Annotated in this window: 21 protein-coding genes; all 21 read right to left on the bottom strand. The window is 33.4% G+C overall.

Translation table 11 applies throughout. The features are described from left to right. Window positions 1-211: 211 nt before the first annotated feature. Complete coding sequence (gene cobC / locus MPF19_RS11520) at window positions 212-733, bottom strand: alpha-ribazole phosphatase (protein WP_203393744.1); 522 nt, start codon at window positions 731-733, stop codon at window positions 212-214. Continuing rightward, a complete protein-coding gene (locus tag MPF19_RS11515) occupies window positions 718-1,521 on the bottom strand; it encodes an adenosylcobinamide-GDP ribazoletransferase (protein WP_249988360.1) in 804 nt (267 codons plus the stop codon). The genes cobC and MPF19_RS11515 overlap by 16 nt, the downstream gene beginning before the upstream one ends. Continuing rightward, the gene (gene cobT, locus MPF19_RS11510; protein ID WP_203393746.1) at window positions 1,521-2,564 is read right to left on the bottom strand and encodes a nicotinate-nucleotide--dimethylbenzimidazole phosphoribosyltransferase; all 1,044 of its coding nucleotides are present in this window, start codon (window positions 2,562-2,564) and stop codon (window positions 1,521-1,523) included. The genes MPF19_RS11515 and cobT overlap by 1 nt, the downstream gene beginning before the upstream one ends. Before the next feature lies 1 nt (window position 2,565). Continuing rightward, window positions 2,566-6,312: a cobaltochelatase subunit CobN gene (gene cobN, locus MPF19_RS11505; protein WP_249988359.1), complete on the bottom strand. Its 3,747-nt coding sequence runs from the start codon at window positions 6,310-6,312 to the stop codon at window positions 2,566-2,568. A 15-nt stretch (window positions 6,313-6,327) separates the two neighbouring features. Further along, window positions 6,328-6,846: a DUF6933 domain-containing protein gene (locus MPF19_RS11500; RefSeq protein WP_249988358.1), complete on the bottom strand. Its 519-nt coding sequence runs from the start codon at window positions 6,844-6,846 to the stop codon at window positions 6,328-6,330. A gap of 3 nt (window positions 6,847-6,849) precedes the next feature. Beyond that, window positions 6,850-7,926 (bottom strand): cobalamin biosynthesis protein CobW, encoded by a 1,077-nt coding sequence (cobW, locus tag MPF19_RS11495; protein ID WP_249988357.1) that lies wholly within the window; start codon window positions 7,924-7,926, stop codon window positions 6,850-6,852. Window positions 7,927-7,968: 42 nt separating this feature from the next. Next, complete coding sequence (locus tag MPF19_RS11490; RefSeq protein WP_249988356.1) at window positions 7,969-8,655, bottom strand: energy-coupling factor ABC transporter permease; 687 nt, start codon at window positions 8,653-8,655, stop codon at window positions 7,969-7,971. 58 nt (window positions 8,656-8,713) lie between these two features. Further along, window positions 8,714-9,304: a cob(I)yrinic acid a,c-diamide adenosyltransferase gene (locus MPF19_RS11485; RefSeq protein WP_249988355.1), complete on the bottom strand. Its 591-nt coding sequence runs from the start codon at window positions 9,302-9,304 to the stop codon at window positions 8,714-8,716. Next, a complete protein-coding gene (locus tag MPF19_RS11480) occupies window positions 9,301-10,620 on the bottom strand; it encodes a cobyrinic acid a,c-diamide synthase CobB (RefSeq protein ID WP_249988354.1) in 1,320 nt (439 codons plus the stop codon). Before MPF19_RS11480 ends, MPF19_RS11485 begins: the two co-directional genes overlap by 4 nt. 4 nt (window positions 10,621-10,624) lie before the next feature. Continuing rightward, complete coding sequence (locus MPF19_RS11475) at window positions 10,625-12,268, bottom strand: AAA family ATPase (protein WP_249988353.1); 1,644 nt, start codon at window positions 12,266-12,268, stop codon at window positions 10,625-10,627. Further along, window positions 12,265-12,981 (bottom strand): hypothetical protein, encoded by a 717-nt coding sequence (locus MPF19_RS11470; RefSeq protein ID WP_249988352.1) that lies wholly within the window; start codon window positions 12,979-12,981, stop codon window positions 12,265-12,267. Before MPF19_RS11470 ends, MPF19_RS11475 begins: the two co-directional genes overlap by 4 nt. Then, on the bottom strand, window positions 12,981-14,063 hold the full coding sequence (gene cbiD, locus MPF19_RS11465; RefSeq protein ID WP_249988351.1) for a cobalt-precorrin-5B (C(1))-methyltransferase CbiD: 1,083 nt from the start codon (window positions 14,061-14,063) through the stop codon (window positions 12,981-12,983). The genes MPF19_RS11470 and cbiD overlap by 1 nt, the downstream gene beginning before the upstream one ends. After that, window positions 14,054-14,842: a precorrin-6A/cobalt-precorrin-6A reductase gene (locus MPF19_RS11460; protein ID WP_249988350.1), complete on the bottom strand. Its 789-nt coding sequence runs from the start codon at window positions 14,840-14,842 to the stop codon at window positions 14,054-14,056. The genes cbiD and MPF19_RS11460 overlap by 10 nt, the downstream gene beginning before the upstream one ends. A 77-nt stretch (window positions 14,843-14,919) precedes the next feature. Further along, entirely contained in the window at window positions 14,920-16,761 is a 1,842-nt protein-coding gene (gene cobM, locus MPF19_RS11455; protein WP_249988349.1) for a precorrin-4 C(11)-methyltransferase, read from the bottom strand. Further along, entirely contained in the window at window positions 16,762-17,961 is a 1,200-nt protein-coding gene (gene cbiE / locus MPF19_RS11450; RefSeq protein WP_249988348.1) for a precorrin-6y C5,15-methyltransferase (decarboxylating) subunit CbiE, read from the bottom strand. A 3-nt stretch (window positions 17,962-17,964) separates the two neighbouring features. After that, the gene (gene bluB / locus MPF19_RS11445; RefSeq protein ID WP_249988347.1) at window positions 17,965-18,603 is read right to left on the bottom strand and encodes a 5,6-dimethylbenzimidazole synthase; all 639 of its coding nucleotides are present in this window, start codon (window positions 18,601-18,603) and stop codon (window positions 17,965-17,967) included. 3 nt (window positions 18,604-18,606) lie between these two features. Continuing rightward, entirely contained in the window at window positions 18,607-19,983 is a 1,377-nt protein-coding gene (gene cobJ, locus MPF19_RS11440) for a precorrin-3B C(17)-methyltransferase (protein WP_249988346.1), read from the bottom strand. After that, window positions 19,980-20,690, bottom strand: coding sequence for a precorrin-2 C(20)-methyltransferase (gene cobI / locus MPF19_RS11435; protein WP_249988345.1), 711 nt, complete (start codon window positions 20,688-20,690; stop codon window positions 19,980-19,982). Before cobI ends, cobJ begins: the two co-directional genes overlap by 4 nt. Beyond that, window positions 20,687-21,625 (bottom strand): sirohydrochlorin chelatase, encoded by a 939-nt coding sequence (locus tag MPF19_RS11430; RefSeq protein WP_249988344.1) that lies wholly within the window; start codon window positions 21,623-21,625, stop codon window positions 20,687-20,689. Before MPF19_RS11430 ends, cobI begins: the two co-directional genes overlap by 4 nt. Before the next feature lie 4 nt (window positions 21,626-21,629). Then, the gene (gene cobA, locus MPF19_RS11425) at window positions 21,630-23,174 is read right to left on the bottom strand and encodes a uroporphyrinogen-III C-methyltransferase (protein WP_249988343.1); all 1,545 of its coding nucleotides are present in this window, start codon (window positions 23,172-23,174) and stop codon (window positions 21,630-21,632) included. Next, window positions 23,171-23,977, bottom strand: a complete 807-nt coding sequence (locus tag MPF19_RS11420) for a (2Fe-2S) ferredoxin domain-containing protein (RefSeq protein ID WP_249988342.1) — start codon at window positions 23,975-23,977, stop codon at window positions 23,171-23,173. Before MPF19_RS11420 ends, cobA begins: the two co-directional genes overlap by 4 nt. Window positions 23,978-24,023 lie beyond the last annotated feature (46 nt).

The following is a 24,023-nucleotide window of genomic DNA, read 5'->3' as shown; positions in this document are numbered from 1 at the left end:
TTTTTTAATGTTGTTACTGAAATAAATACTAGAGTCTGTGGATTCTGATGGTAAAGATGACGTTTTAGGAGGTAAACCAAAGAAATAATACAAAACGTTAATATTATAAAAGGATGTCTATGTATTTACATAACTACATTCAATCAGTATATTTTTACGAAAAAAATAATATTTTGAATATATTGTAATTTTAGATTTAAAATATCTATCCCTAATAAATTATTTTTAAGACAGCACCATAATCAATAACTAGCGCATCAAAAGAATCTTTTAAATCTATGTTGTTAAAATATGCCCATAAAGTTCTCAATACACCCGAATGTGTAACAATAGCAATGCTATCATAGTTTTTAGGAAGGTCTTCTACAAATGATATTGCTCGGTGTTGTAAATCTTGGTAAGACTCACCGTTTAGGGTAGATGCATGTACCCAATCATCGTACCAAGGTTGTATTTCATTATTAGGTATTTCGTCCCATTTTTTAAGTTCCCAAGAACCAAAATTAAGTTCCATTAAACGGTTATCGAATGTAATATCATCAGTAATAACTTGAGCTAATTGTTTGCAACGTTGCAAAGGACTAGAATACACTTTATCAAAACGAGTAGGAATCTGACTCAAAACCTTTTCTGCTTCTAATAAGAAAGTGTCCTTTAAGGGGATATCACTAACCCCATAACAAACCCCTTTTTCTATAAGAGGCGTGGTGTGCCTAATTAAATATATTTCCATAGTATTAGTATACTTAAATAAAATATAATTTCACAAATTTGTTGAATGGATCCTAAGCAATCACCTGTATAACCATTAATCCATTTATTAAAAAACCTAGTTAGCAGTACTCTTACCAAATAAATGGGAATAAGTAATAAAAAGACATAAGGTGATTGAAATAAAAATAACGGAAATAAAGCAAAAACACTTGATAAAATAAATGCCGGACTTGTCCATTTTAAGATATCAGTTGTTATCGATTTTAATTTTGAAGAGTCATCATTTATACGAGCATAGGAATGCGTAATCATTACACTAATGGCTAGAACTCTACTAAGACTATGACCCGAAAGCAAAACAAATAGCATAAAATATGGAGTATTAATTCCGTTTGCTATCGATAAATCTACCAAAGCTACTAATAATTGATATTTCAACAAAAGTGCCATTACTAAAGCGATTGCTCCATAAGCTCCAATAGTACTATCCTTCATAATTAGAAGAATTTTTTCTTTGTTCCATCCTCCTCCAAAACCATCAACAGTATCTGCCAAACCATCTTCATGAAATCCACCTGTTAGTAACAAACCAGTAATCATAGAGATAATTACAGCAATAGAAACAGGTAAAACAAGTAGTGATAAATTTAATATTAGAGCAGAAAGTCCGCCAACCAATAAGCCTATTAGCGGTAAATATTTGATTGACGCTTTAGAATATTCTTTTTTAAATAGAATGCTTTTAGGAATAGGAATTCTTGTGTAAAACATTAATGCGGTAAAGAATATGTGAATTTCTTTTTTCATTAATTTACTTTGTCATTTACGTTTGCATGATCAAAACTAGATAAATTATTTACAATATTTACAGCAGATTGTACTAAAGGATACGCAATCGCAGCACCTGTACCTTCCCCTAATCTTAAACCTAAATTTAATAAAGGTTTTGCTCTAAAATATTCTAATAATTTTTGATGACCTGATTCTCCCGAAGTATGTGAGAAAATACAATAATCAACCACTTCCGGATTTATTTTTGAAGCCGCTAATAAAGCCGCTGTTATGATAAATCCATCAATTAATACAATCATTTTTAATTCAGCAGCTTGCAATATAGCACCTGTTATCATTGCTATTTCAAAACCACCAAATGTTTGTAAAACTTCTTCTGGTGATGATACCGAACTGTGTTTATTTATAACAGCTCTAAGTACTCTCTTTTTATTTTGAACTCCAACATTCTGTAATCCAGCACCTTTACCAACACAATCTTCAATGGGTATGTTTAAAAAGGTACTCATTAACAAAGATGAAGAACTTGTGTTACCAATACCCATTTCTCCAAAACCAATAATATTAGAACCTTCAGCATGAATATTTGCAACTATTTCAGCTCCTTTCTCAATACACGTATCACATTGCTCTTTTGTCATTGCGGGTCCATGCAAGTAATTTTTTGTGCCTAAAGCTATTTTTTCATGAATAAGTCCTTCACAATTTTCGAAATCATATTTTACACCTGAATCAACAATTTTTAAATCAATATTATGTTGGTCTGTAAACACATTAATTCCTGCTCCACCTTTTATAAAATTATAAACCATTTGCCAAGTAACTTCTTGCGGATTAGGGTTTACAACATTATCTTCTGCAATACCATGATCGGCTGCAAATAACACAATTGTTGGTTTACTTAATCTAGGAGATAACGTTTGTTGGATAGTACCTATTTTTATAGCGATACCCTCTAAATCTGCTAGAGAACCAACGGGTTTTGTTTTTTTATTTATTTTATTGGTTAAAGGAGCTACAATAGCCTGGTCAGGTGATTGAATCTTAAATGTTTTCATTTTATTCTGTTATGTTATCAGATTTTTTATAAATTTCTTTTAATTCTTCAATAGTTTCTTCGGACGGATTTTCCCACATCCCTCTTTGAATCGCTTCCAGCATACGCTCAGACATATCTTTTAAGGCCCAAGGATTGTGTTCTTCTATAAAAGCTTGGTTATCCTCGTCAAACAAATAAGAATCTGTAATTTGTTCGTACATAAAATCTTCTATTAAATTGGTGGTGGCATCATAAGCAAACAAATAATCCATGGTGGCAGCCATTTCAAAAGCACCTTTATACCCATGTTCTTGCATCCCTTGCATCCATTTTGGGTTTACAACCCTGGAGCGAAAAACTTTTAATAATTCTTCTTTTAAAGATTTCACCTTCGGATTATCAGGACGAGAATGGTCTCCAAAATACGTTTCTGGTTGAGATCCTTTTACCGTATTTACAGCAGCCGTCATTCCGCCTTGAAACTGATAATAATCATCAGAATCTAAAATATCATGCTCTCTATTATCTTGGTTTTGCATCACCACTTCAATATTAGACAATCGTTTTTTAAACGTTTCGTGGGCAGATTTTCCACTATTGTCTTTTCCGTAATACGCATAACCACTCCAATTGATATACGCTTGCGCTAAATCATCTGAAGTTGTCCAGTTTTTTCCATCAATTAAACCTTGTAAACCAGCACCATACGCACCAGGTTTAGATCCAAAAACACGATATAAAGCTCTTTCATTGGCTTGTTTTTCATCTAAACCTTCTTCTTGCCATTGCCGTTTTTCTTCATCAAAACGTTTCTTTATTGGGTTTTGTTCATCGGTTTCATCTAGCGTAGCTAATTTTTCTACAGCGGCATTAAAGAGAGAAATTAAATCAGGAAAAGCATCCCTAAAAAAACCAGAAATACGCAACATTACATCAACTCGAGGTCGTTTTAATTCTAAAGTAGAAAGTACTTTAAAATCTTTCACTCTTCGGTTGCTTCCTTGCCAAACAGGTTTTACGCCAATTAAAGCCAAAGCTTGCGCAATATCATCGCCACTGGTTCGCATGGTAGAGGTTCCCCAAACCGATAAACCAATAGAAGTAGGGTATTCTCCGTTTTCTTGTAAATAACGATCAATAATATTCTGAGCACTTTTTTGTCCTAATTGGTATGCGGTTTCAGACGGAACAGTACGTACATCAACAGAATAAAAATTCCGTCCCGTAGGTAAAATATCTAAACGACCTCTTGTAGGAGCGCCAGAACCTCCTGCAGGAATGTATTGTCCGTTTAAGCCTTTAATTAAATGGGTGATTTCATTACTTGTTTTTTCTAAAACGGGTACTGTATGTTGTTGTATATAGTTTAATATTTGATTGGTGTATTGTCCAATATTCTCAATTACATCGTTGTTAAATAATTGCGTTACAAGGTTCTTCGCTTTGTTTTCTAGCAATTCTACTGCTTGTCCGTAAGTTCTACAAGAAATTCCGAAAATTTCTTTTTCAAAAGAACTAGAGTACTCTACATTTATAGGATCAAAATCGAGTTGTAAATCTGCTGCTAAACACTGTGTAATTCCTTTTAAATCGCCTTGTGGCAAACGATGCAAGGCAACAATTAAATCAACTAATTTTTCTTCTCTTGGTAGTTTTCCTAAAATATGCAAGCCTCCTCTAATTTGCGATTCCTTCAATTCACACAAATAACCATCAATAACTTCTAGTAAAGCATCAATATCTTTTCCGTCTTCATTTAAATCAGATTTAAGATGGGTTTCATTTACCAGCGTTTCAATTTTGGTTTTAATTAAAGAGGCTCTTCTTTTATCAACCAAAGCCGACTCATAAAACTCATCAATTAACAGTTCTAGTTTTAATAAATCGCCATAATTTTCTGCTCTGGTCATTGGCGGAATTAAATGGTCTAATATAATTGCTTGGTTTCTTCTTTTAGCTTGTGTGCCTTCTCCTGGATCATTAATAATAAACGGATAAAAATGCGGAATAGCGCCTAAAATAGCTGCAGGGAAACAGGTTTCTTTACTTAAAGCAACACTTTTTCCGGGCAACCATTCTAAGTTTCCGTGCTTGCCAATATGCACTAAAGCATCTGCTTTAAAACTATGTTGCAACCAAATATAATAGGCTAAATAGGCTGGAGGAGGAGGTAAGTCTGGCGAGTGATAACTGGCTTGTAAATCTAAATTATAACCTCTACTTGGCTGAATACTCACCAACACATTATCAGAAATAAAACCCGGAATTAAAAAAGAACCTTCTTTATAATTTGGTGAATCTTTTGGGTTTCCCCATTGTGCTTCTACTGTATCTTTAAGTGTTTTAGAAAGCTGATTGTAGTACTTATAAAAAATAGCTTCGTCTAATTTAATAGCGTGGCGTTCATTTAATGTATTTATCGTTTCTAAATCGTTGGTAACAGAATTAGTTAACTTATGTATAAGTTCTTTGGTCGTTTTAGGATAATCGGCTGCAAGGGCATAATTTTCAGCTGCCAATTGTGCTAAAATTTGCAACGTACTTTGTGGTGTATCTAATCCAACACCATTTGCTAAACGACTATTGTTATTTGGATAATTAGGTAAAACCAACGCAATTTTCTTATCAGAATTTGTTTTCTCTTGTAGATTAATCCACGCTTTAGCCATTTGCGCTACAAACTCACAACCTTCTAAATTCGGAACGTAAGAAACCACTTCAGAATCTGTTAAAGCATCTTTTTCTACCGATTCTTTAAACGAAATTACTTTCGATATAATTTTTCCATCCACCTCTGGCAACGCAATATTCATGGCAATATCGGTAGGCGGTAGGCCAAAACTACCTTCTAGCCAACTTTCTCTATTGCAACTTCCCATAATTGCCTGTATAGCGGGTACATTAAAAACATCGAACAAGCTCTGTGTAGTATCATTAAATCCTTGCACGCTAAACCCTGTAGTATTAATAATAACTTGGGGTTTTTCTGTTTGATGGGCTTTTAGTAAATTAAAAATTTGTTGCTGAATATCATGTTCTCGATACCCAGCTGCCATTAATGCAATTGCAGAAATTCCTTGTTGCTCTAAAGCATCAATAATACTATGTATTGGTGCTAAATTATTCGATAAATAATAACTTCTATACCCAAAAATAATAGCTTGTTTTTTTTCTTTATTTTCTGTTGATGAAGTATAAATACCTTCTTTTGGGTGATATAAAAATAAATCGGGAATGGTTTTTATAGCATCCGGAATTACAACTGTATCTGTAATTCTGTTGCTTATTAATTGCAAAGATGCTTTACAGTTTTCTAAACCACCTGCCTGAATGTATTTCCAAATTAAATCGACATCCTTTAACGGAATGTTAGAAGATTGCATCAACTCTAAATCTGGTTTGTTATCACCAGGTAAAAATACTAGCTGAATATTGTTTTCTTCGCAACAATCTGTAATCGCTTCACAAAGATAATTGTAATAGGCTTTTCCGCCTAAAAGTTTAAGAACAACAATTTTTGCGGCAGAAATTACATCATCTACATACGTATCTATCGTTAATTCTTGTTTAAAATAACTAAGATTTGCAAACCGAAAAGAAGGTGCATTGTCTACAGAATTATGTATTAATTTGTAGGCATTATTCATCATAAATAAATCGGAATCTGCCGAAGATAAAAAAACAATGTCTCCAGGAGATTGATCGATATAAAATACCCCTTCATCGTTAGGATTCCAGCCGCCTGGTATGGTAGAAATTAAATGCACGTTGTTATAATTTTTTTAGATTATTTGTGTATGCTTCGCTAATAAAGAAATCATTTCTTCATTGGGCGTGTTCCAACCTAATTGTTTAAAAGGAGTTCTATTCAATTTTTGGGTCATTTCTCTAATTACAGAAGCATTAAAAACAGGATAGTCATATTTAAAATAGTTCAATTTTTCTATATTATAGGTAAGAACACCAATGGTTTTTCTGTTATTATTTGTGGCATGAAACGTTACTTCTCCAATTTTAGCAAGAATGTTATTATAATCAACTGCTATTTTTTCAAACAACAATTGATTATAATAACTATCCATAAATAACGCATCTAACTTGTCAATATCTTTCATTGAAAAACGAGGAATAACGACAGAAAAAAAGGTTTCAGAATTTACAAAAAGTAAACACTTCTTTTTAGCAACATAAAAAACATTTGCATTCCAATTTCCAAGAATATGCTCATCGACTAAATCGCTGTTTTCAATTTTCTTGTGGATAATCTTCTCTAGTTTTTTTGTAGTAAAAATGTGTGTCATCGTTTAATGAGAATGAGCGTGAGAATGTCCGTGATCATGACTATGAGCATGCGTATGCACTTCGTTATTTTTAGTCAATTCTATATTTTTACCAATAACCACTAAACTTGTTTTGCGTGCTTCATTTTCTCCCCAAGGTCTTTCAAAATAATAATCGAAACGACTACCAACACCTTGTAAAACCATGCGCATTGGCTTGTTAGGGATATTTACAAAACCTTTAATTCTATAAATTTCGTTCTCTTCTACAAGCTTTTTTAAATCTTTCACTAAAACTTTAATATCCGCAGTTTCGGTATATTCTAATAAAACTGTTTTAATATCATCGTTGTGATGGTGATGGTTTCCAGATTTATGGTGCTCTTCGTGAATAGAATGACGGTTATCTACATCATCCTCTGCAGAAGCTTCCACACCTAGTAATAAAGCATTATCTAATTCACCATTTATTACCGGAATAATCTTGGTGTTTGGTCTTGCTTTATCGGTAATTATTTTAGTAACCTCATCAAACTTCTCATCATCAATCAAATCTCTTTTGCTTACTAAAACCAAATCGGCACAACCTAATTGATCTAAAAATAACTCTTCAATAGGTGTTTCATGGTCTAAAGAATCATCTGCTAAACGTTGTGCTTGCACACGTTCTCTATGGCAAATTTCTCCGGTTGCAATTCCTACTGCATCTACTACTGTAATTACAGAATCTATGGTAATATGAGGTTTTAAATCTGGCCAGTTCACTGCTTTTACCAAAGGTTTTGGCATCGATAAACCAGACGTTTCTATCACAATATGATCTATTTCTTCTTTGCGCTCTAATAATTGTAACATAGAAGGTAAAAATTCTTCTTGTACCGTACAACAAATACATCCGTTTGGTAATTGAATTAAATTACAGCCTTCATCACCACATTCAGATGAAGCTATTAATTGTCCGTCCACATCTACTTCTCCAAATTCATTCACCAAAACAGCAATGCGCTTTCCGTTGGCATTCTTTAGCATATTATGTATTAAGGTCGTTTTTCCTACGCCTAAAAATCCGGTAACAATAGTAATTGGTATTTTCGTATTCATTTTTATATTTTTTTTAGTATGATAATTTTCAGGAAGTTATTTTTATGCTTGTACAGTATTGTAAAGTCTCTTCTCTAAAAAGTTACTTTCTTTAAGTTTACCTGTTAAGTATTTTGCTGCCGCTAATACACCTAAATCTATTAATGGCTCAATTAGTACAACTAACATATAAACACTACCAAAACTAGCGATGCTTACTAAGTTTTCTGTTGCAAAACCTTGACCATAAATTGCCCAAAATGTAACCCAACCTACAATACCTGCTTGATAAACTAATGAAAGTTTTAAAACCTGCGCATATTTTAATTTGATGTAAGGTGTGTCTTTTGTAATAATTTTATCAGCAACATAAGAAAGTGCCATTAATGGAACAAGTAAGGTGGTGATGTTCATTCCATATTGAGGTAAATCAATTTGTGCAAAGAATACTCCTTGAATTAATAAACCAAGTGCGAGCCCAATACTAGCAGGCGCGAGGCCAAAGAGTAAAAATAATGTTGATCCTAAAATAAAGTGAACTTCAGAAACTCCTACTGAATAATGTGGTAATACTTGAAAAAATGTAAATACTAAAGCTGTAGTAGCAATAGATTTGACTAAAAAAGTTAAAGGATTGTTTTTTTTGATGTTGCTAAAAGATGATTTAGCTACTCCGAAAATTGCGACTGCTGCTGTTGCGTATGAAAGTCCAATTTTTGCTGAATCTACGATTCCTGGTTCGATGTGCATAATGATTGTTTTTAAATTAAATTATTATTTATTAAATTGTTTTTGTTCTAAGTTTACTTTAATCTTTTACTACTTTCTTCTTTCGTTTATATAAGAATAAGTTCCATTTTTCTTCGGCAACACCATGCTTGTCCATTTCTGCTCTTGCCATGGTAAAAAACAAATCAGATAGCCTATTAACATAACTCATAATGTAATCGTGAACACATTCTGGGTCTTCTTGCATTAAGGTAACCAATTGTCTTTCTCCTCTGCGCATTTGTGTTCTACAAACATGGCAAAGTGCCGATATTTCATTTCCTCCAGGCAATAAAAAATAGTCTGATGGAGAACTAATATTTGCTTCCATTTCGTCCATCCAAACCTCACAAAAATCTGCGCCATCTTTCGGTTCCGGATTCGGGTTTTCTTTTTTAGATCCTGACGGACGCGCTAAATGCGACATCATATTCATCATATCTTTTTGAATGCGATGCAAGTTTGGTTGCCATTCGTGCTCGTTACCTAGCTTAGTGCGCATTAAGCCAATGGTAGAATTTACCTCATCTAAGGTTCCAATACATTCAATTCTTGCAGAGTTTTTAAATTCTCTTTTCCCACCAAAAACTCCAGTGGTACCTTTATCTCCTTTTCTTGTGTAAATTTTCATATGTTGTTATTTAGTTCGTTTATTAATTGTAAAAGTTTTTCGGGTGTACCAAAATAGTGATGCACATAAGAACCCATTACTTTATTTTTTTTATAAATTTTGGTAGTTGTATCACCACCTCTAGCATTTGTAATTGTTGCGTTAACAGTACTTTCATGATCATGTATTAAGGTTGAATAATGAAACTCGTGTCCTTTAAAAATATGTTCATTTACTTTAGATGTTCGGTAACCTAAATGCAGTTTTTTATCGGCTATTGAAGATTCAAAATCGAAATAATTCACCATTTTGAAAGCTTCGTTATTTTCTGAAATAATAGCTTTTCCTAAATACATCATTCCGCCACATTCGGCGTAAATTTTACCGTCATTTTGTGCGAATTCTTTAATTCTTTTCAGCATTTCTGTATTGCTAGACAATTCTTTCAAATACATTTCCGGGTATCCGCCAGGGAAATAGATAAAATCACAATCAGGAATTTTCACATCAGTTATCGGACTAAAAAACACCACTTCCCCTAATGTTTCCATGGCAGCAATGTTCTGCGGATATATAAAATTAAAAGCTGCGTCTTTAGCAACTGCAAATTTTATTTTTTTGGATGTTGTTGTTTTTTCTGTTGATAAAATAACATTTGGCTCAATCTCTTTAGAAGCTTCTAAAATAGCTTGCCAGTCTACAGTTTTGTCTAGTTCGTTTGCAATTTTATCAATAACAATATCAAACTTTTCTATTTCTTGTATATTTAATCCTAAATGTCTCGACGGAATTTCAATGTCTTTTAAATTCGATAAATATCCGAAACAACGTACATCAATATCATCACAAGCTTCTTTTAGCATGTGGTAATGTCTTTCCGATCCTACACGGTTAAAGACAACGCCCATTATTTGTACTTCTTTATCAAAATTCACAAAACCCTGAATAAGAGGTGCAACAGAATAGGCAACTGCTTTGGCATCAATCACCAGTAAAACAGGTGTCTTTAACTTTTTAGCCATTTCAGCCGTACTACCTTGGTCTTTTTTTGCACCATCAAACAAGCCCATTACACCTTCTATGCAATTAATTTTAGCCTCTTTGCCATAGAAGTTTAAACAGGTGTTTATCTCATCTTGAGACATCATAAATAAATCTAAATTTACCCCAACTTTTTTACAAGCCAATTGATGAAATTTAGGATCTATATAATCTGGACCAACTTTAAAAGGTTGTATCGCAATGTTTTTATTTTTAAATAAACGCAGCAATCCTAAAGTAAGTGTTGTTTTACCTGCATTGCTACTTGGTGCCGAAATGATGAGTTGTTTTGTCAAAATATTAGAGCTTCTTTGTCATTAAAGGTTGATAATTAGCCTGAATCCGATTGGCTAAATCTGCAGCAACACCAATTTTTACCATGCCTTTTTCTGCATCAATAATCTGCGTGCTATGTACGCCTTTACAATACGTTTGAAAAGCCAATACGGTAGCTTCCAAACTGCTTTCGGCGTTTAACTTTCCGTCTGTTATAATATGTAAATTGTGTTTAAAATCAACATCAACACAAATACCTTTTATTTGTTTAAAACCAGCAGTTAAATTTGTTTTCCCTCCTGTTTTAAGGGAGGTTAGTGCAATTTCAATATCTTTTAAAACGGCTGTTCTATGTAAAATATGTTGCGCTTCTCCATCAAACAAAGAAACAATCGAAAACTGTGTATTCTGATTTTTAGATTGTGTTGCAATTTTATCTACCGTTCCTTTTGCGTAAGCAATAATTTGGTTTTTTAACATAGAGCCACTAGAATCAATTAAAAAGATATGGTGTTCTTTTAAAAGTGATTTTTTGTGTTTCGTCTTTATTTCAAACTTATCGGTAGCTACATATTGGCTTACCGTTTTCTTGGTATCCGTTGCAGTGGTATTTCCTTGGTTATAGGAAATCGTTTTGTTGCTGTTTTCTAGTTGATCTGTAAATGCATTTTTCTGCTTTTGAAAATCGTTTTCAGGACTCAAAAACTGAATATTTTCTTCCTTAGAGGTAGTTCCTTCGGATGGAGTTTCTTTTGGTTGCTCGTTTTCGTTTTGATTTGGGTTTTGCTGATTTGGTGGCTGGTGTAAACTTCTGTGGTTTAAAACAAAATCGGCTATTTTATCAACATCTTCTTTAGTAATTTCTGTAGCGTTTTTATACGCTGCAAAAGCCCTTGCCGTTTTCAATAATAAAATGTCTGCACGCAAACCTTCTACTTGATGTTCTATAGCTAATTGACTACAATATTCTATAATAGCATCGTTTATAAGAACCGTTTTTAAATGCTTTTTAGCGGTTTCAATTTGTGTTGCGATATTTTGGTCTTCATTTTTATATTTAGCAGTAAAATCAGTAGGATTGTCATCAAACAGCAAACGTTGTTTTATTATTTGCTGACGCACTTTTACATTAGTAGTTGTAGAAACATGTACACTTAAACCAAAACGGTCTTTTAGTTGCGGTCTTAAACTTCCTTCTTCAGGATTCATAGAACCAACTAAACAAAATCGACTTTTAAAATAACGAGAAATTCCCTCTCTTTCTAAGTAATAATTTCCAGAAGCTGCAGCATCTAACAAAATATCGGTAAGATAATCTTGTAATAAATTTACCTCATCTATATATAAAACACCTTTGTGTGCTTGCGCCATTAACCCAAGATTGATTACTTCTTTTTTGGCATTAATCAACTCTTCTAAATTAATGCTTCCCATAAGTCGGTCTTCAGAAACACCAATAGGCAAATTGACAAAAGGTATTTTTTCTTGATCATTCAATAGATTTGTTAACGATCTAATTAACGTGGTTTTTCCAGTTCCTTTATCACCAATAGCCAAAACACCACCAATAAGCGGGTCTACCAAGTTTAAAATAAGAGCTAACTTAAAATTATCTTGACCAACAATGGCAGAAAAAGGAAAGTTGGTTTGTTGTGTATTTTGTATCATAAATTTGATGTGCAATTATATAACCATACGATTCCGATAACTATAGAGGCAGCACCGGCAATACCATTCATCCATTTAAAAATGGATAAATTTCGTTCTAAAAAACGACTCATTACCGTTATTAAAACATAACTATAAGCACCCATTGCTACAATAATACCTAGAGACTCTACGGCAAGAATAAGAAGAGCATCAGCTATTGTATCACTACTTAAAACGAGTGCCGAGGTTAATGCGCCACCTGTGCCAGCTAAACCGTGTAACATGCCAATCCAAAAAGATTTATTCATTGGATTTACCGCAATTTCTTCTCCTTTGGTACCGTGTAAATGTATTGGGTTCGCAAGTTGGTGCTCGTGTGCTTCAATCTTTTTATGCTCTTTAACCATTTCATTAATAGCATGGTTTCTTTTAATGGCAACAATACCTAACCAAATCATAATAGGACCAACTGCTAGTTCTGCATAAAAAGAAATACTATGTACAAATAAAGTAGCCATACTTTTAAAAAGTAATGCTATACCACCAAAAAGTAATAAGGTTGCCGAATGCCCAAAAGCCCACTGAGAGGCTTTAAAGACCGTTAGAAAATTCACCTTTTTTTTATTGATGGCATTTTCGGTTGCTAATACAGAAACCGCTGTAACATGGTCTGGCTCAAAAGAATGTAAAATTCCCGCCATTAAAGGCCTAATTAAAGAAGTTATTGTCATTATTTAATGTATTTAATAAGTGTTCCGTTTTTATGAATAAGGTAAATATCTAAGTCCACCTGTTTCATTTTTGTATGCGTGTGTTTATAGCAATGCGCTAATAATAATTGAAAAAAAGGTGAATTTTGTTCAAACTCGAATAACTCAATTAAACGACCTGCCATATTTAATTCTGTAATTTTATCTCCGTCTTCAAAGCCAATTTGATGCGCTAAATCCACAACAAAATCTTTATTCCAGCTAGACACACAACTGTGTGTATCTGTTATACCACCCGCTAATTTTACCGCTTTACCGAGCATAATACCAATGCTTACTTTTTTAATATTGCATTGATTAATTTTAGTAAGGGTTTCTCCAATCCAATTTCCGTAATGGATAAAAGCATATTCTGGCAAATGATTAAATTTTTCTGATAAAAACTTCTCACTTCTGGCACCTGAGTTTATAACCAATTCTGTTGTTTTGTTGGCAATTGCAACGTCAATACCTTGTTCTATACTTGCTATGTAGGAAGACGAGGAGTAGGGTTTTACAATACCAGTTGTGCCTAGTATAGAAATACCATTCATAATACCTACACGTTCATTAAGCGTACGTTTTGCTAATTTTTTTCCGTTGGTTACAAAAACGGTCACTGATACACCACATTCTAAATCGTAATCGTGCAATAATTTCTGGAGTGCACTGGTTATCATTTTTCTAGGAACAGGATTAATTGCAGGTTCTCCAATAGCCAATTCTAAACCTTTAAGTGTTACGGTGCCAACGCCTTCTCCGGCAATAAACTGAATGTCTTTTTCTTGTGTTAATTTTAAAATACAACCTATTTCTGCGCCATTAGTAACATCTGGGTCGTCTCCGGCATCTTTTATTACAGAACATGTAACTGTACTTTCTGTAAACTCGCAAGAATGAATTTTAATTTCTAATATTTTATCTATAGGTAAATGTACGTTTACAGTGCTGTTTTTCTTCTGATGGATAATCGCCATCAATCCTGCTTTAGCAGCAGCGGTAGCGCAAGTACCTGTTGTAAAACCTTCTCTTAAAGGGCCTTTTGGTATTTCTCTTAATCCCATAATTGCGAAGTATTGGTTAGCAAGGTTGGAGTATAAGTATCTGTTAAAATACGTTGTAAATCAATTTCATTAAAAACAAGCGTAAAGTAACTAGGTATTTTAGGTTGATTGATGATAATAATTTTTGCGTTTGTTTGTAAAGCAGCTTCAATCTTGGTGCTTAAAAACCCACTGTTACCAGTTTCTTTAGTGAGAATTACATCAATATGAAGCATTTTAATCAGTTCAATTTCTTTTTCTAAATTGGCAGATGGTAAACCTAAAATTAATTGCTTTTCAGGGAAATTACTTTCTTTAGCAATGGCTAAAGATTCTGGTCTATTTAGTATTCTAAAATACGTTGTGTTTTCTTGCCACCACGGATGCAGTCTTCTAATAGATTGTACACCAGTTAAGGCTAATAAAGTCTGTTTTTCTTTTAACAACGCAAAAGCAGCATCATACGAATTCACATATTTTACTAAAGGATGGATGGTTTTAGAGAGTAATTCTCGTCCAAATCGTATGACAGGGATTTTTAGCTTTTCGGCCACTTTAGCAATGGTTTTATGCAATATTTCTGCAAACGGATGAGAAGCATTAATAATGGTTTGTATGTTGTTTTCTAGTAAATAACTTTCTAGTTCTTTTTCATCTAATGCTCCGTAACGGTAACGCGCAATTTTAGTGATATCAAAAGAGATATTTGTTTTTGTTGAATACACAAAAGGCATGGCCAAACCTTCTAATAAAGTGGCTGCTTTTTTTCCTTCTGTTGTTCCGCCAAAGACTAATATCATGCTATCTGTTTTATCGATAAGTTTTATAAAAATCTCACAGGTTTTTACAACTAATGAGATCTAAATATGAAATGGTTTTATTCTGTTACTACAAATTTCTTATTCGTTCTAAAAATGTGTTTCACATCCGGACTGTATAATTGAGACCTGTTTTTACGAGCGCCAATTGCATGACCAACGATAATTAATACCGTTCTTGTTTTTTTACTGTCTTTTACAATTTTTGCTAGATTTTCTAATTTTCCTTGATAAATTTCTTCGTCTTTCCAAGAGATTCTGTACATCACTGCTACAGGCGTATTAGCGTCAAAATGTTCTAATAATTGTGCTTCTACTTTTTTAGCAATTCCTACACTTAAAAAGATACACATGGTAGCATTTGTAGCAGCAAAAGCAGCAATACTTTCTTTTGGAGGCATTGGTGTTTTACCTTCTCCACGCGTTAAAACAATAGATTGTACTACTTCCGGAATCGTAAATTCAGATTTTAAAACGGCAGCTGCTGCACTAAAAGCAGAAATTCCTGGTACAATAAAGTACTCCATTTCTAACTCATCAAAAATGGTCATTTGCTCTTGGATAGCGCCATACAAAGAAGGATCTCCACATTGTAAACGCACAATAGCATTTCCTTTTTTGTAATGTTCTTGCATTACCGCTATTTGCTCTTCTAAAGTCATCATTGCAGAATTTCTAACCACAGCACCAGGTTTACACCAATTGGTCATTTCTTCTGGAATTAAACTACCTGCGTACAGTACACAATCTGCATTTTCTAAATAGGCTTTTCCTTTTACGGTAATCAGCTCTTCATCTCCAGGTCCTGCACCAATAATTGCAATGGCCGTTCTACGTTCTGCCTTAACATCTAAAGCAATAGAAAAAGTGAATTTCTCACCATTTTCTAAATGAATTTTTTGTTTTTCAATTAGTACATTTTTACCTCCAGAAAGTAGCATTGCAGTAGATTCTGAAACACCATCAACACCAATTTTAGATTGTACCATTTCACTTGGGTTCGGCACGGTAATGGTATCTATTTCATCTGAAGTAAATGTGCTAAACGGAATGTTATTTTTTGTACTAAAATCTAAATACGCTTGTTGTTGTGCCTTAATATCTATAGATCCAACGTTTTTAATCGCTGAAAAGTGAATGTTTCTACTTTTCAATTCTTCTTTTAAAGTAGTTTCAAAAAGAACTGAATCTAATTGTTTAGAGCAACCAGAGCCAACAGAAAGTACTTTTGGGATAAAGAATACACTAGCAATTGTACTTGTATACACTTTATAACTTACCGCAATAAATAACTCAAATTGGGTGTAATCAATCTCCGTTTCATCATAAAAAACAGTAACAAAATCGGGAACTGTTTTTTCTAAATGTTGTGTCCCTTTGTCTTTAATATCTAACAATAGGGCAGTAGGTTTATTATTTACAAACAACGCCATGGTTTTGTTCATGGATAAAGAAGTGACTACTTGCCAATCAAATTGATTTCCTAACGTATCTAACGCCCAAATATTTTGTACATCACTAGACGTAGATATAATTGGTTTTGCTCCTAAAACGGAAGCAATTTTTAAAGCAAAATCATTTGCGCCACCTTTATGTCCGCTTAAAACAGCTTGCACATTTAGGCCTAAATCATCCACAGAAATTACTGCAGGATCTGTATTTTTATCTTGAATATAAGGTGCAATTAATCGCACACAAATACCTAAAGCAGTCACAAAACAAATACCATCTAATTTTAAGAAATTATCAGTTAAATAGTTTGATATTGAGCTAATAGTTGATACGTTTTTATCCGAAGAATTCAACGTTGTAATTACTAAAGATTTTGGGAATTCTTTCTGAATAATAAGGGCTTTTTCTAACCCTTTTTCGGTAACTGCTATAATGGCTATTTTTTTCATTTATTGTTTTTCTGCGGTGTGAATGCTAATTTTGTTATGTTCGTTTACTTGAATGCTATGTGTAATAATTGTATAATTTAACATGGTAAGTTCTTCTGTAAAAATGTCGCTACTTTTTTTCTGTACAGCGTTAATAACCAGTCTTAAAAGTGGATTTATTTGAAGTAATAGATGAATCATTTTTTTTAACATTCCTCCGTGTCCTCCAATGAATACAACATCCGGAATTGGGTAGTCTTTTAGGTTGAGGTTAAAGAAATCATCAATTATAATTGTGATACCAGGAGTTGCCAAACGTTCGGTGTTTTGCTGAATAATAGCAGCGCATTCTGTACGTTTTTCAAAAGCTATAATTTTTAAATTTGGATAGTGTTGTTTGGCTTCAATAGCGACAGATCCGGTACAAGAACCGATGTCCCAAAAAACAGTTTTATTTTGCAATTCTAATGCCTGAATTGTACTTAAACGAATAGGCATTTTTGTAATCATATTTGCTCTATTATTTAACGGAATAAAAGCAGTATCGGGTATGCCAAAGTGTTTCTTTTTTGATGCTATTTGTTTTAATAAAACACAGTTTAAATGTTGATGTGTTTTTAGAGTACAAGACAATAAATCGAGTTGCTCAATATGTTCTGTATCTCCATCCAAAGCCTCTCCAATAGTTATCGAATAATTATCGAAACCATATTGCAACATGCGCTTTGATATTTCTGCGGGTGTTTTTTTGTTATCAGTTAAAACACCAATTAATTCGGTTCTATGGATTAATGCTTCGTCTAAAGCCGACCAATCCCTACCGTGAATCGATATCGATTTTAAGCTGTTATAATTGGTCTGCGTTTTATGACATAATAACTGAATGCTATTAAAATAAGGAACGGAATTTAGTTTAGCATTCGGTACTAATCGTTGTAAGGTATTTCCGAATCCGTAGAAAAAAGGATCACCAGAAGCAAAAACAACAATAGACTTATCAAAAGTGTTGTATTGCTGAATTAAAGCATCCATTTTCCCTGAAATCTCTATCCAAGTATGGTTTTCTGGCAAGTAATATTTAACCAATTGATAATGACGTTTTCCACCAGAAAAAACAGTAGATTCTTGGATTAACTCTAAAGCATCATCATTTAACTTGGGCGTAGGATGATTGCCTATTCCAATTAAATAAAAATCGATATGTGTCTTTGTTTGCTTCATTTCTTAATAAGAATCTTTAATAACAACATCGTTTATATTCTTACGTTTTTCCCATTGTAAACGTTCCAATTCTGGGTTTTCGTAGAATTTATCCACATGTCCTAAACACAAATAACCAATCAGCTGTCTGTCTTTAGGAGCATTTAAGATGGTCTTCACCTTATCAGGATTTAAAATACTGACCCAACCTAAACCAACATTTAACGCTCTTGCCATTAACCACATATTTTGTATGGCGCAAACCACGGAATACACGCCCGCTTCTTTCATGGTAGTTTGTCCTAAAACAGGATGCTCACTTGGTTTGTAGAATACCGCAATATTTAGTGCAGATTCTACAATGCCTTCCAATTTTAATTGGGTGTACGCATCTGCTTTTTTTCCTTCAAAAAGGGATTTAGCTTTCTCGTTTTCTTCAAAAAAACTATCCTTTATTTTATTTCTGATGTCTAAATCTTTAATCACAACAAACTCCCACGGTTGCGAAAAACCAACAGAAGGTGCGTTTACTCCAGCAAATAGAATTTTATCTAAATCTGCTTGAACAACAGGTTCGTCCGTAAATCGATTCCCTCTTACATCTCTACGAGCAAGAATAATCTGTTCTAACGTTTCTATATTTTCTGAAGTAAATTTGTTCATCTTTTAAGATTTAAAATAGGTGGATGCTTCGGGTAACGTAAAAGCGGCATTTACAATAGCAGCTGCAACATTACTACCACCTCTGTTGCCTTCTATAATTACCCAATCTGTATTTTTAATTTGAGATAACTGTTCTTTTGATTCTAATACATTTACAAAACCAACCGGAACACCAACAACACCAACAGGTTTAAAGGTTTTATTATCTCTTAGTTGATCTACAATTTCAAACAAAGCAGTAGGTGCATTCCCAACAACATATAATGCATTTGGGTATTTTTCAATTGCTTTTCTAATTCCTGCTTGAGAACGGGTAATATTTGCCGATTTTGCTAATTCTTGTGCCTCCTCATCATTTAACAAACAATGAATTTGATTACCGTATTCCGCAGTAAAAGCTTTTGTAATTCCAGCTTGTACCATGGTAACATCGGTCACAATTTCTCCTCCGTTTTTAAGATGGTTGTGCCAATTTTCAATCGCTTCTGGCGTTGCCGAATAATGCTTGAAATCTTCTAAAATTCCAGTGGTATGAATCACTCTCGTTATTGCCCATTTATCAGCAATAGCAAAAGGTAAATCTTTAATGTGTTCGGTAACGATTCTAAAGCTTTCTTGCTGAATTTCTTTACCTGTATATGGTTTTCTATTTAAGTATCCTCTAGGAGTCACTAAATAGTCTTTAAAACGATAGGTTTGCGAGTTCCCAATCATCACCAAGCAAAACATATCTACATCATCAGGATTAAATTCGCCCAACGTGGTTATTTTAAGTTCTTCTTCTGGTCGTGTTACGTGTCTTATAATGGCAACCGGAGTAGAAGGTGAGCGTTCTGCTAAAAATATTTTTTGCAATCTGCCTAATTGCCAATGTCTCTTTTTACTTTTTGGGTTGTACAAGCTCGTTACAAAATCGCCCATTGCGGCAGCTTTAATTCGTTGCTCAATCTTGTTCCAAGGTGTCATTAAATCAGAAAGAGAAATACAACAAAAATCGTGACCTAATGGCGCACCCAATTTGCTTCCTGCAGCTAAAAAAGCCGAAACTCCTGGTAAGGTTTCTAATTCAATATCAGTATGATTTTCTTTTGAAACGACCTCGTAAACTATCGCCGCCATGGCATAAATACTGGCATCACCAGAGCCAATAACCACTACATATTTGTCTTCTTTTGCTTTTTCAATAGCTTTATGAGCTCTTGCTTCTTCCATCCCTAATGGCATAGAAATTAGTTCTGCATCTTCTTTAAATAAAGAGGCTCCAAACTGAAAATAATAGTCGTAACCAATAACTACATCTGCTTTTTGTAAAGCATTTTTAACTACGGGTAACATATAATTGATATCTCCAGGACCTAAGCCTGCTACAGTTATTTTCATTTGTTTATTTTTTTAATGATGATAAGAGAAAAATAAGGGGTTTCTCTTTGTGTTGCAATTGCCCAATCGGTTGTTATAAATTGTTGATCGGTGCCTAAGCGTTCTGCATAGGTAATGCTATGTTTTTTGTGATCTATTACGTCGGTAATAATGTCTACAACCGATATAATTTTCATTAATACTACGGTGTCAAAATGCGCAATCGCTTCTTCTAACTCTTCCTGTGTTTGTATACGCGGAATAACAACTACTTTTTCGTTTTGTAAACACAAAGGCATTTTACTTTCTGCTGCTAGATGCAAATAAGAGCTAATACCCGGAATTAAATGAATGGTTAATTGATGTGCTTGTATTTTTTCTAATAGATAAGAAAAAGAACTAAACGTACTAATGTCTCCTTCGCTTACAATGGCGATTGACAATCCTTTTTTATAATCAGCTAGAATTTGCTGAAAGGTGGTTTCGTAAATTTCTTTGGCTTGCGCTCTTTCTAAATCCATCTTTAGATGAAAACCGACTAATTTAGTAGCGTCTAAATCATAATTTTCTAAGATAGAAAGCGAATAACTTACTTTTCTTCCGTCTTTAAATAAAGAACCCGGATAATATATTTTATCAGCTTGTTGTAAGGCTTTTAAACCTTTTAGCGTAATTAAATCAGAATCACCAGGACCTAATGAAACTCCGTAAATTTTACCTGCTTTCATATGCCTAACATTTTTTTAATTTTACTTGTAAAACCGTTTTCTTCTTCATTTGGTTTTTCATCTTCTTCAAATAAAATTCCTTTTACATTAAGATGATGACCAATTTGCTCTTTCCCTTTGTCTTCTTCAAAACCAATGACTTGTTTTCTGTATTTACATAACTGACAATTCATGTTTGCAATTCCGTTTTTAGCTTCGTGCAAACGTTCATCAAAAGCTTGTAATATCAATTCGTCGGCACCAAAAGGATCTGTGTACACATATTCTAAATTAGAACTCGCATCCATATCCGAAACGCTTTTATAAATTCGCTCTAATAAAACACCTGTAAAAAAGAAAAAAGGAATCACAATAGTTCGTTTAAAACCTAATTTCTCAACCAATTGTAAACCTTCTTCTACATTAGGAAACGCTGTTCCGCTATATACTGTAGTGGCAAAACCAAAGCCCATTCCGTCCCAAAGCATGCTTGTTAATTTAGCAACATCGCTATTTGCATCTGGGTCTGTAGTTCCTCTACCAACTACTACCAAACAAGTTTCTTTTCTATCTATTTTAGGAAGTTTTTTCTCTGTTTCTTCAATCCGTTTTAACGATAAATCGAGTAAAAAAGAACTGACACCAATATGTTTTCCCATAGAAATGGTTAAATCATCGTGATAACCTTGTAAGGTATTTAACTCAAACGGAATGTCATTTTTGGCATGTGAACCCGCAAATAAAATAACAGGCAATGCATATATTTTTCGAATACCTTGCGCATACATGCGTTCTACGGCAGCTTCATACGTAGGATGATTAAATTCTAAAAAGCCATAATCTACTTCATATTCATCTTGGTAACGTTCTTTAAGAATGCTCACCAATCGTTTAAACGATTTTACGCCAGCTTCTCTTCGTGTACCGTGTCCGCATAATAAAATTCCTTCTTTCATGGTCTTAATTTATTGGGTTTGCACCTATTAAAAATACTACAGGCATTGGTAGTTTTTGTGTAATGATATCTTTTTCTATGTTTTCTAATGTTGATGTCAATAAAATTTCATTATCTCTAGAAACATTAGAAATAGCATTAATCGGGATGTTTGGATTGTTACAAACGGCTATTAATTTCGGAATGATTTTATCTAAACTTTTAGAGCCCATATAAAGCGCCAAAGTGTTGCCTGCATTTAGCATTTCTGCAATTCCCTTAAGTTGTGTTGTAGAATAATCTGCAGTATGTGCTGTGCAAATTAAAAAAGCATTAGAAAAACCTCTTTCTGTAACAGGTATACTCATTGCGCTTGCTGCTGCTAAAGCTGCTGATATACCTGGAATAACTGTAAAAGGGAGTTGATGTTTCTTTAAAAAACGAACCTCTTCTGCAGCACGACCGTAAATATATGGATCACCAGATTTTAGACGAATTACTTTGTTCCCCATTTCGCAATGTGTTTTTAGCAATTCGTTTATTTTATGCTGACGAGCTTGTGGATCTTCTTTATCGCCAAATTTTCTACCTACATAAATACGTGCTGCAGTTGTATTGATATCCATTATTTCTTCTGATATTAAATTATCATGTAAAATAATTTCAGCATTCTGTATGGCTTCAAAAGCTTTTAACGTTAATAAGTTTTTATTACCAGGTCCTGCACCCACAATGCTTATTTCTGGTAATTTGTCTTTTGCAAAAATCAATTCTGGATTTGCAAACTGATATTCGTAATTTAAGATTGATTTCGATTTAGAATTGTCAACAATTTTAAAATCTTGGGCAGTGTTTTCTCCAAAAATAGGAGCAGGCAAGTTTAATTGTATGGCAGCGTTTTTATAATATTCCTTTCTTTTAGGATGCACATCTGCACAACCATTTATAATTTCGCCAAAACAATCTTGCTCTAAAATAGCTTCAATTAGCCCAATACTATCTTTTAAGTGAATGAGGTTTACCGGAACATTCGGGTTTTTTAATTGCTTTTTGTTGGCAAGAAACCTTCCGGGATGACGTTTTGGACCAATTAATCCTGCCAAACGTAAAATAGTTAGGTTACTTCCAAAATGTTGCTCTAATAATTCTTCTGCTTTTATCAACCCAATACCAGATGCTTTTTCTGGAACACATTTTACTGTTTCATTGATAAGGCTATTTGTATTTTGATACACAGAAGTAGAACTTACAAAAATTACCTTTACATTTTTGGGTGTGTGCTTTATAATTTGCGCTATCTGAAGCGGGTGTATGGTTTCAATATTATCAATCCGCTTTGGCGGAAAATTGATAATTAAAATATCCGTTTCATGTATAAAAGATTCCCAATCTCCAATAATTTTATCAGCTTCAATTTTTATTCTATTCGTTTGAAACGCATATTTAGAGAACGATTTTAGACTACTTAGCGAAGTTGTACAGCCATTAACGGTGTAACCTTTTTTTTGTAGCTGTAGTGCCAATGGCAATCCTAACCAACCTAAACCTAATATAGAGATGTTTTTATTCATAGCGATGTTAAATCTTGACTCGTGTTTTGTAATTGAATTTTAGTACAATATTTCCAAGCCAAATTTTCTATAGAATCAAATTTGATAATACCCAAAACTTCTCCAAATTTATTTTTAAAACGGATACCTGTTTGCTTTAAGTTTTTTTGATAAAAATATTCTGTACTAGAAATTTTAGATTGTTGTAATTCTTTATTGTCTTTAGGCACACCAGCAATGGTAAGTGAAATACAATCGGTGGCTGTTTCTAATTCTAGCGTGTAAGTTTTAGCATAGTTTACAGCAGTTATTTCTGTAAACGGAATGGCATTTTGCTGATACATTTTTAGCGTTACACCTTTTGGGTTTTCTAACAAGAATAAGAATAAAGGATATAGATATTGATCTGAACTAAAGCCTTTTGTAATATAACATTCGCCTAATTCTTTATCGTTTTTTAATTCGAAAGGTTTGGGTTTAAATGGTGCAATTTCTTTATTAGATTTTAGCGCATCCCATTTATTTTGATATAATAAATCAGCTTCAACGGGTAAGTTATTATCAATATGACTTTTTACAATAGGAACAATTTTATCAGAAGTTAATTCTTTGTACCAAAATTCTCCTGAACTTACAATACAAGTAGGCGCATCTTCGCATCTACCATTACACCTTGTTTTAATAGTGTGTGTTGTATTCCAATGGTTATTGTTGCGCAAATAAGCTCTTGCTGCTCTTATTACTTTCTCAGATCCTGCTTTTTGACAAGAACCTCCATCGCAAAATAAAAAAGTGTGTGTTGTATTTGAAATGTCTTTACCCATTTTTTTTTATTAGGGAAAAAACAGGGTAAGGCGCCTAAAGATAAAG

Origin of the sequence: Polaribacter sp. Z014 (assembly GCF_023555435.1) — a bacterium.
In the GTDB taxonomy this organism is placed as follows: Bacteria; Bacteroidota; Bacteroidia; order Flavobacteriales; family Flavobacteriaceae; genus Polaribacter.
Note: the sequence above shows the minus strand (reverse complement) of the source record. Positions and strands in the feature narration are given on the sequence as shown.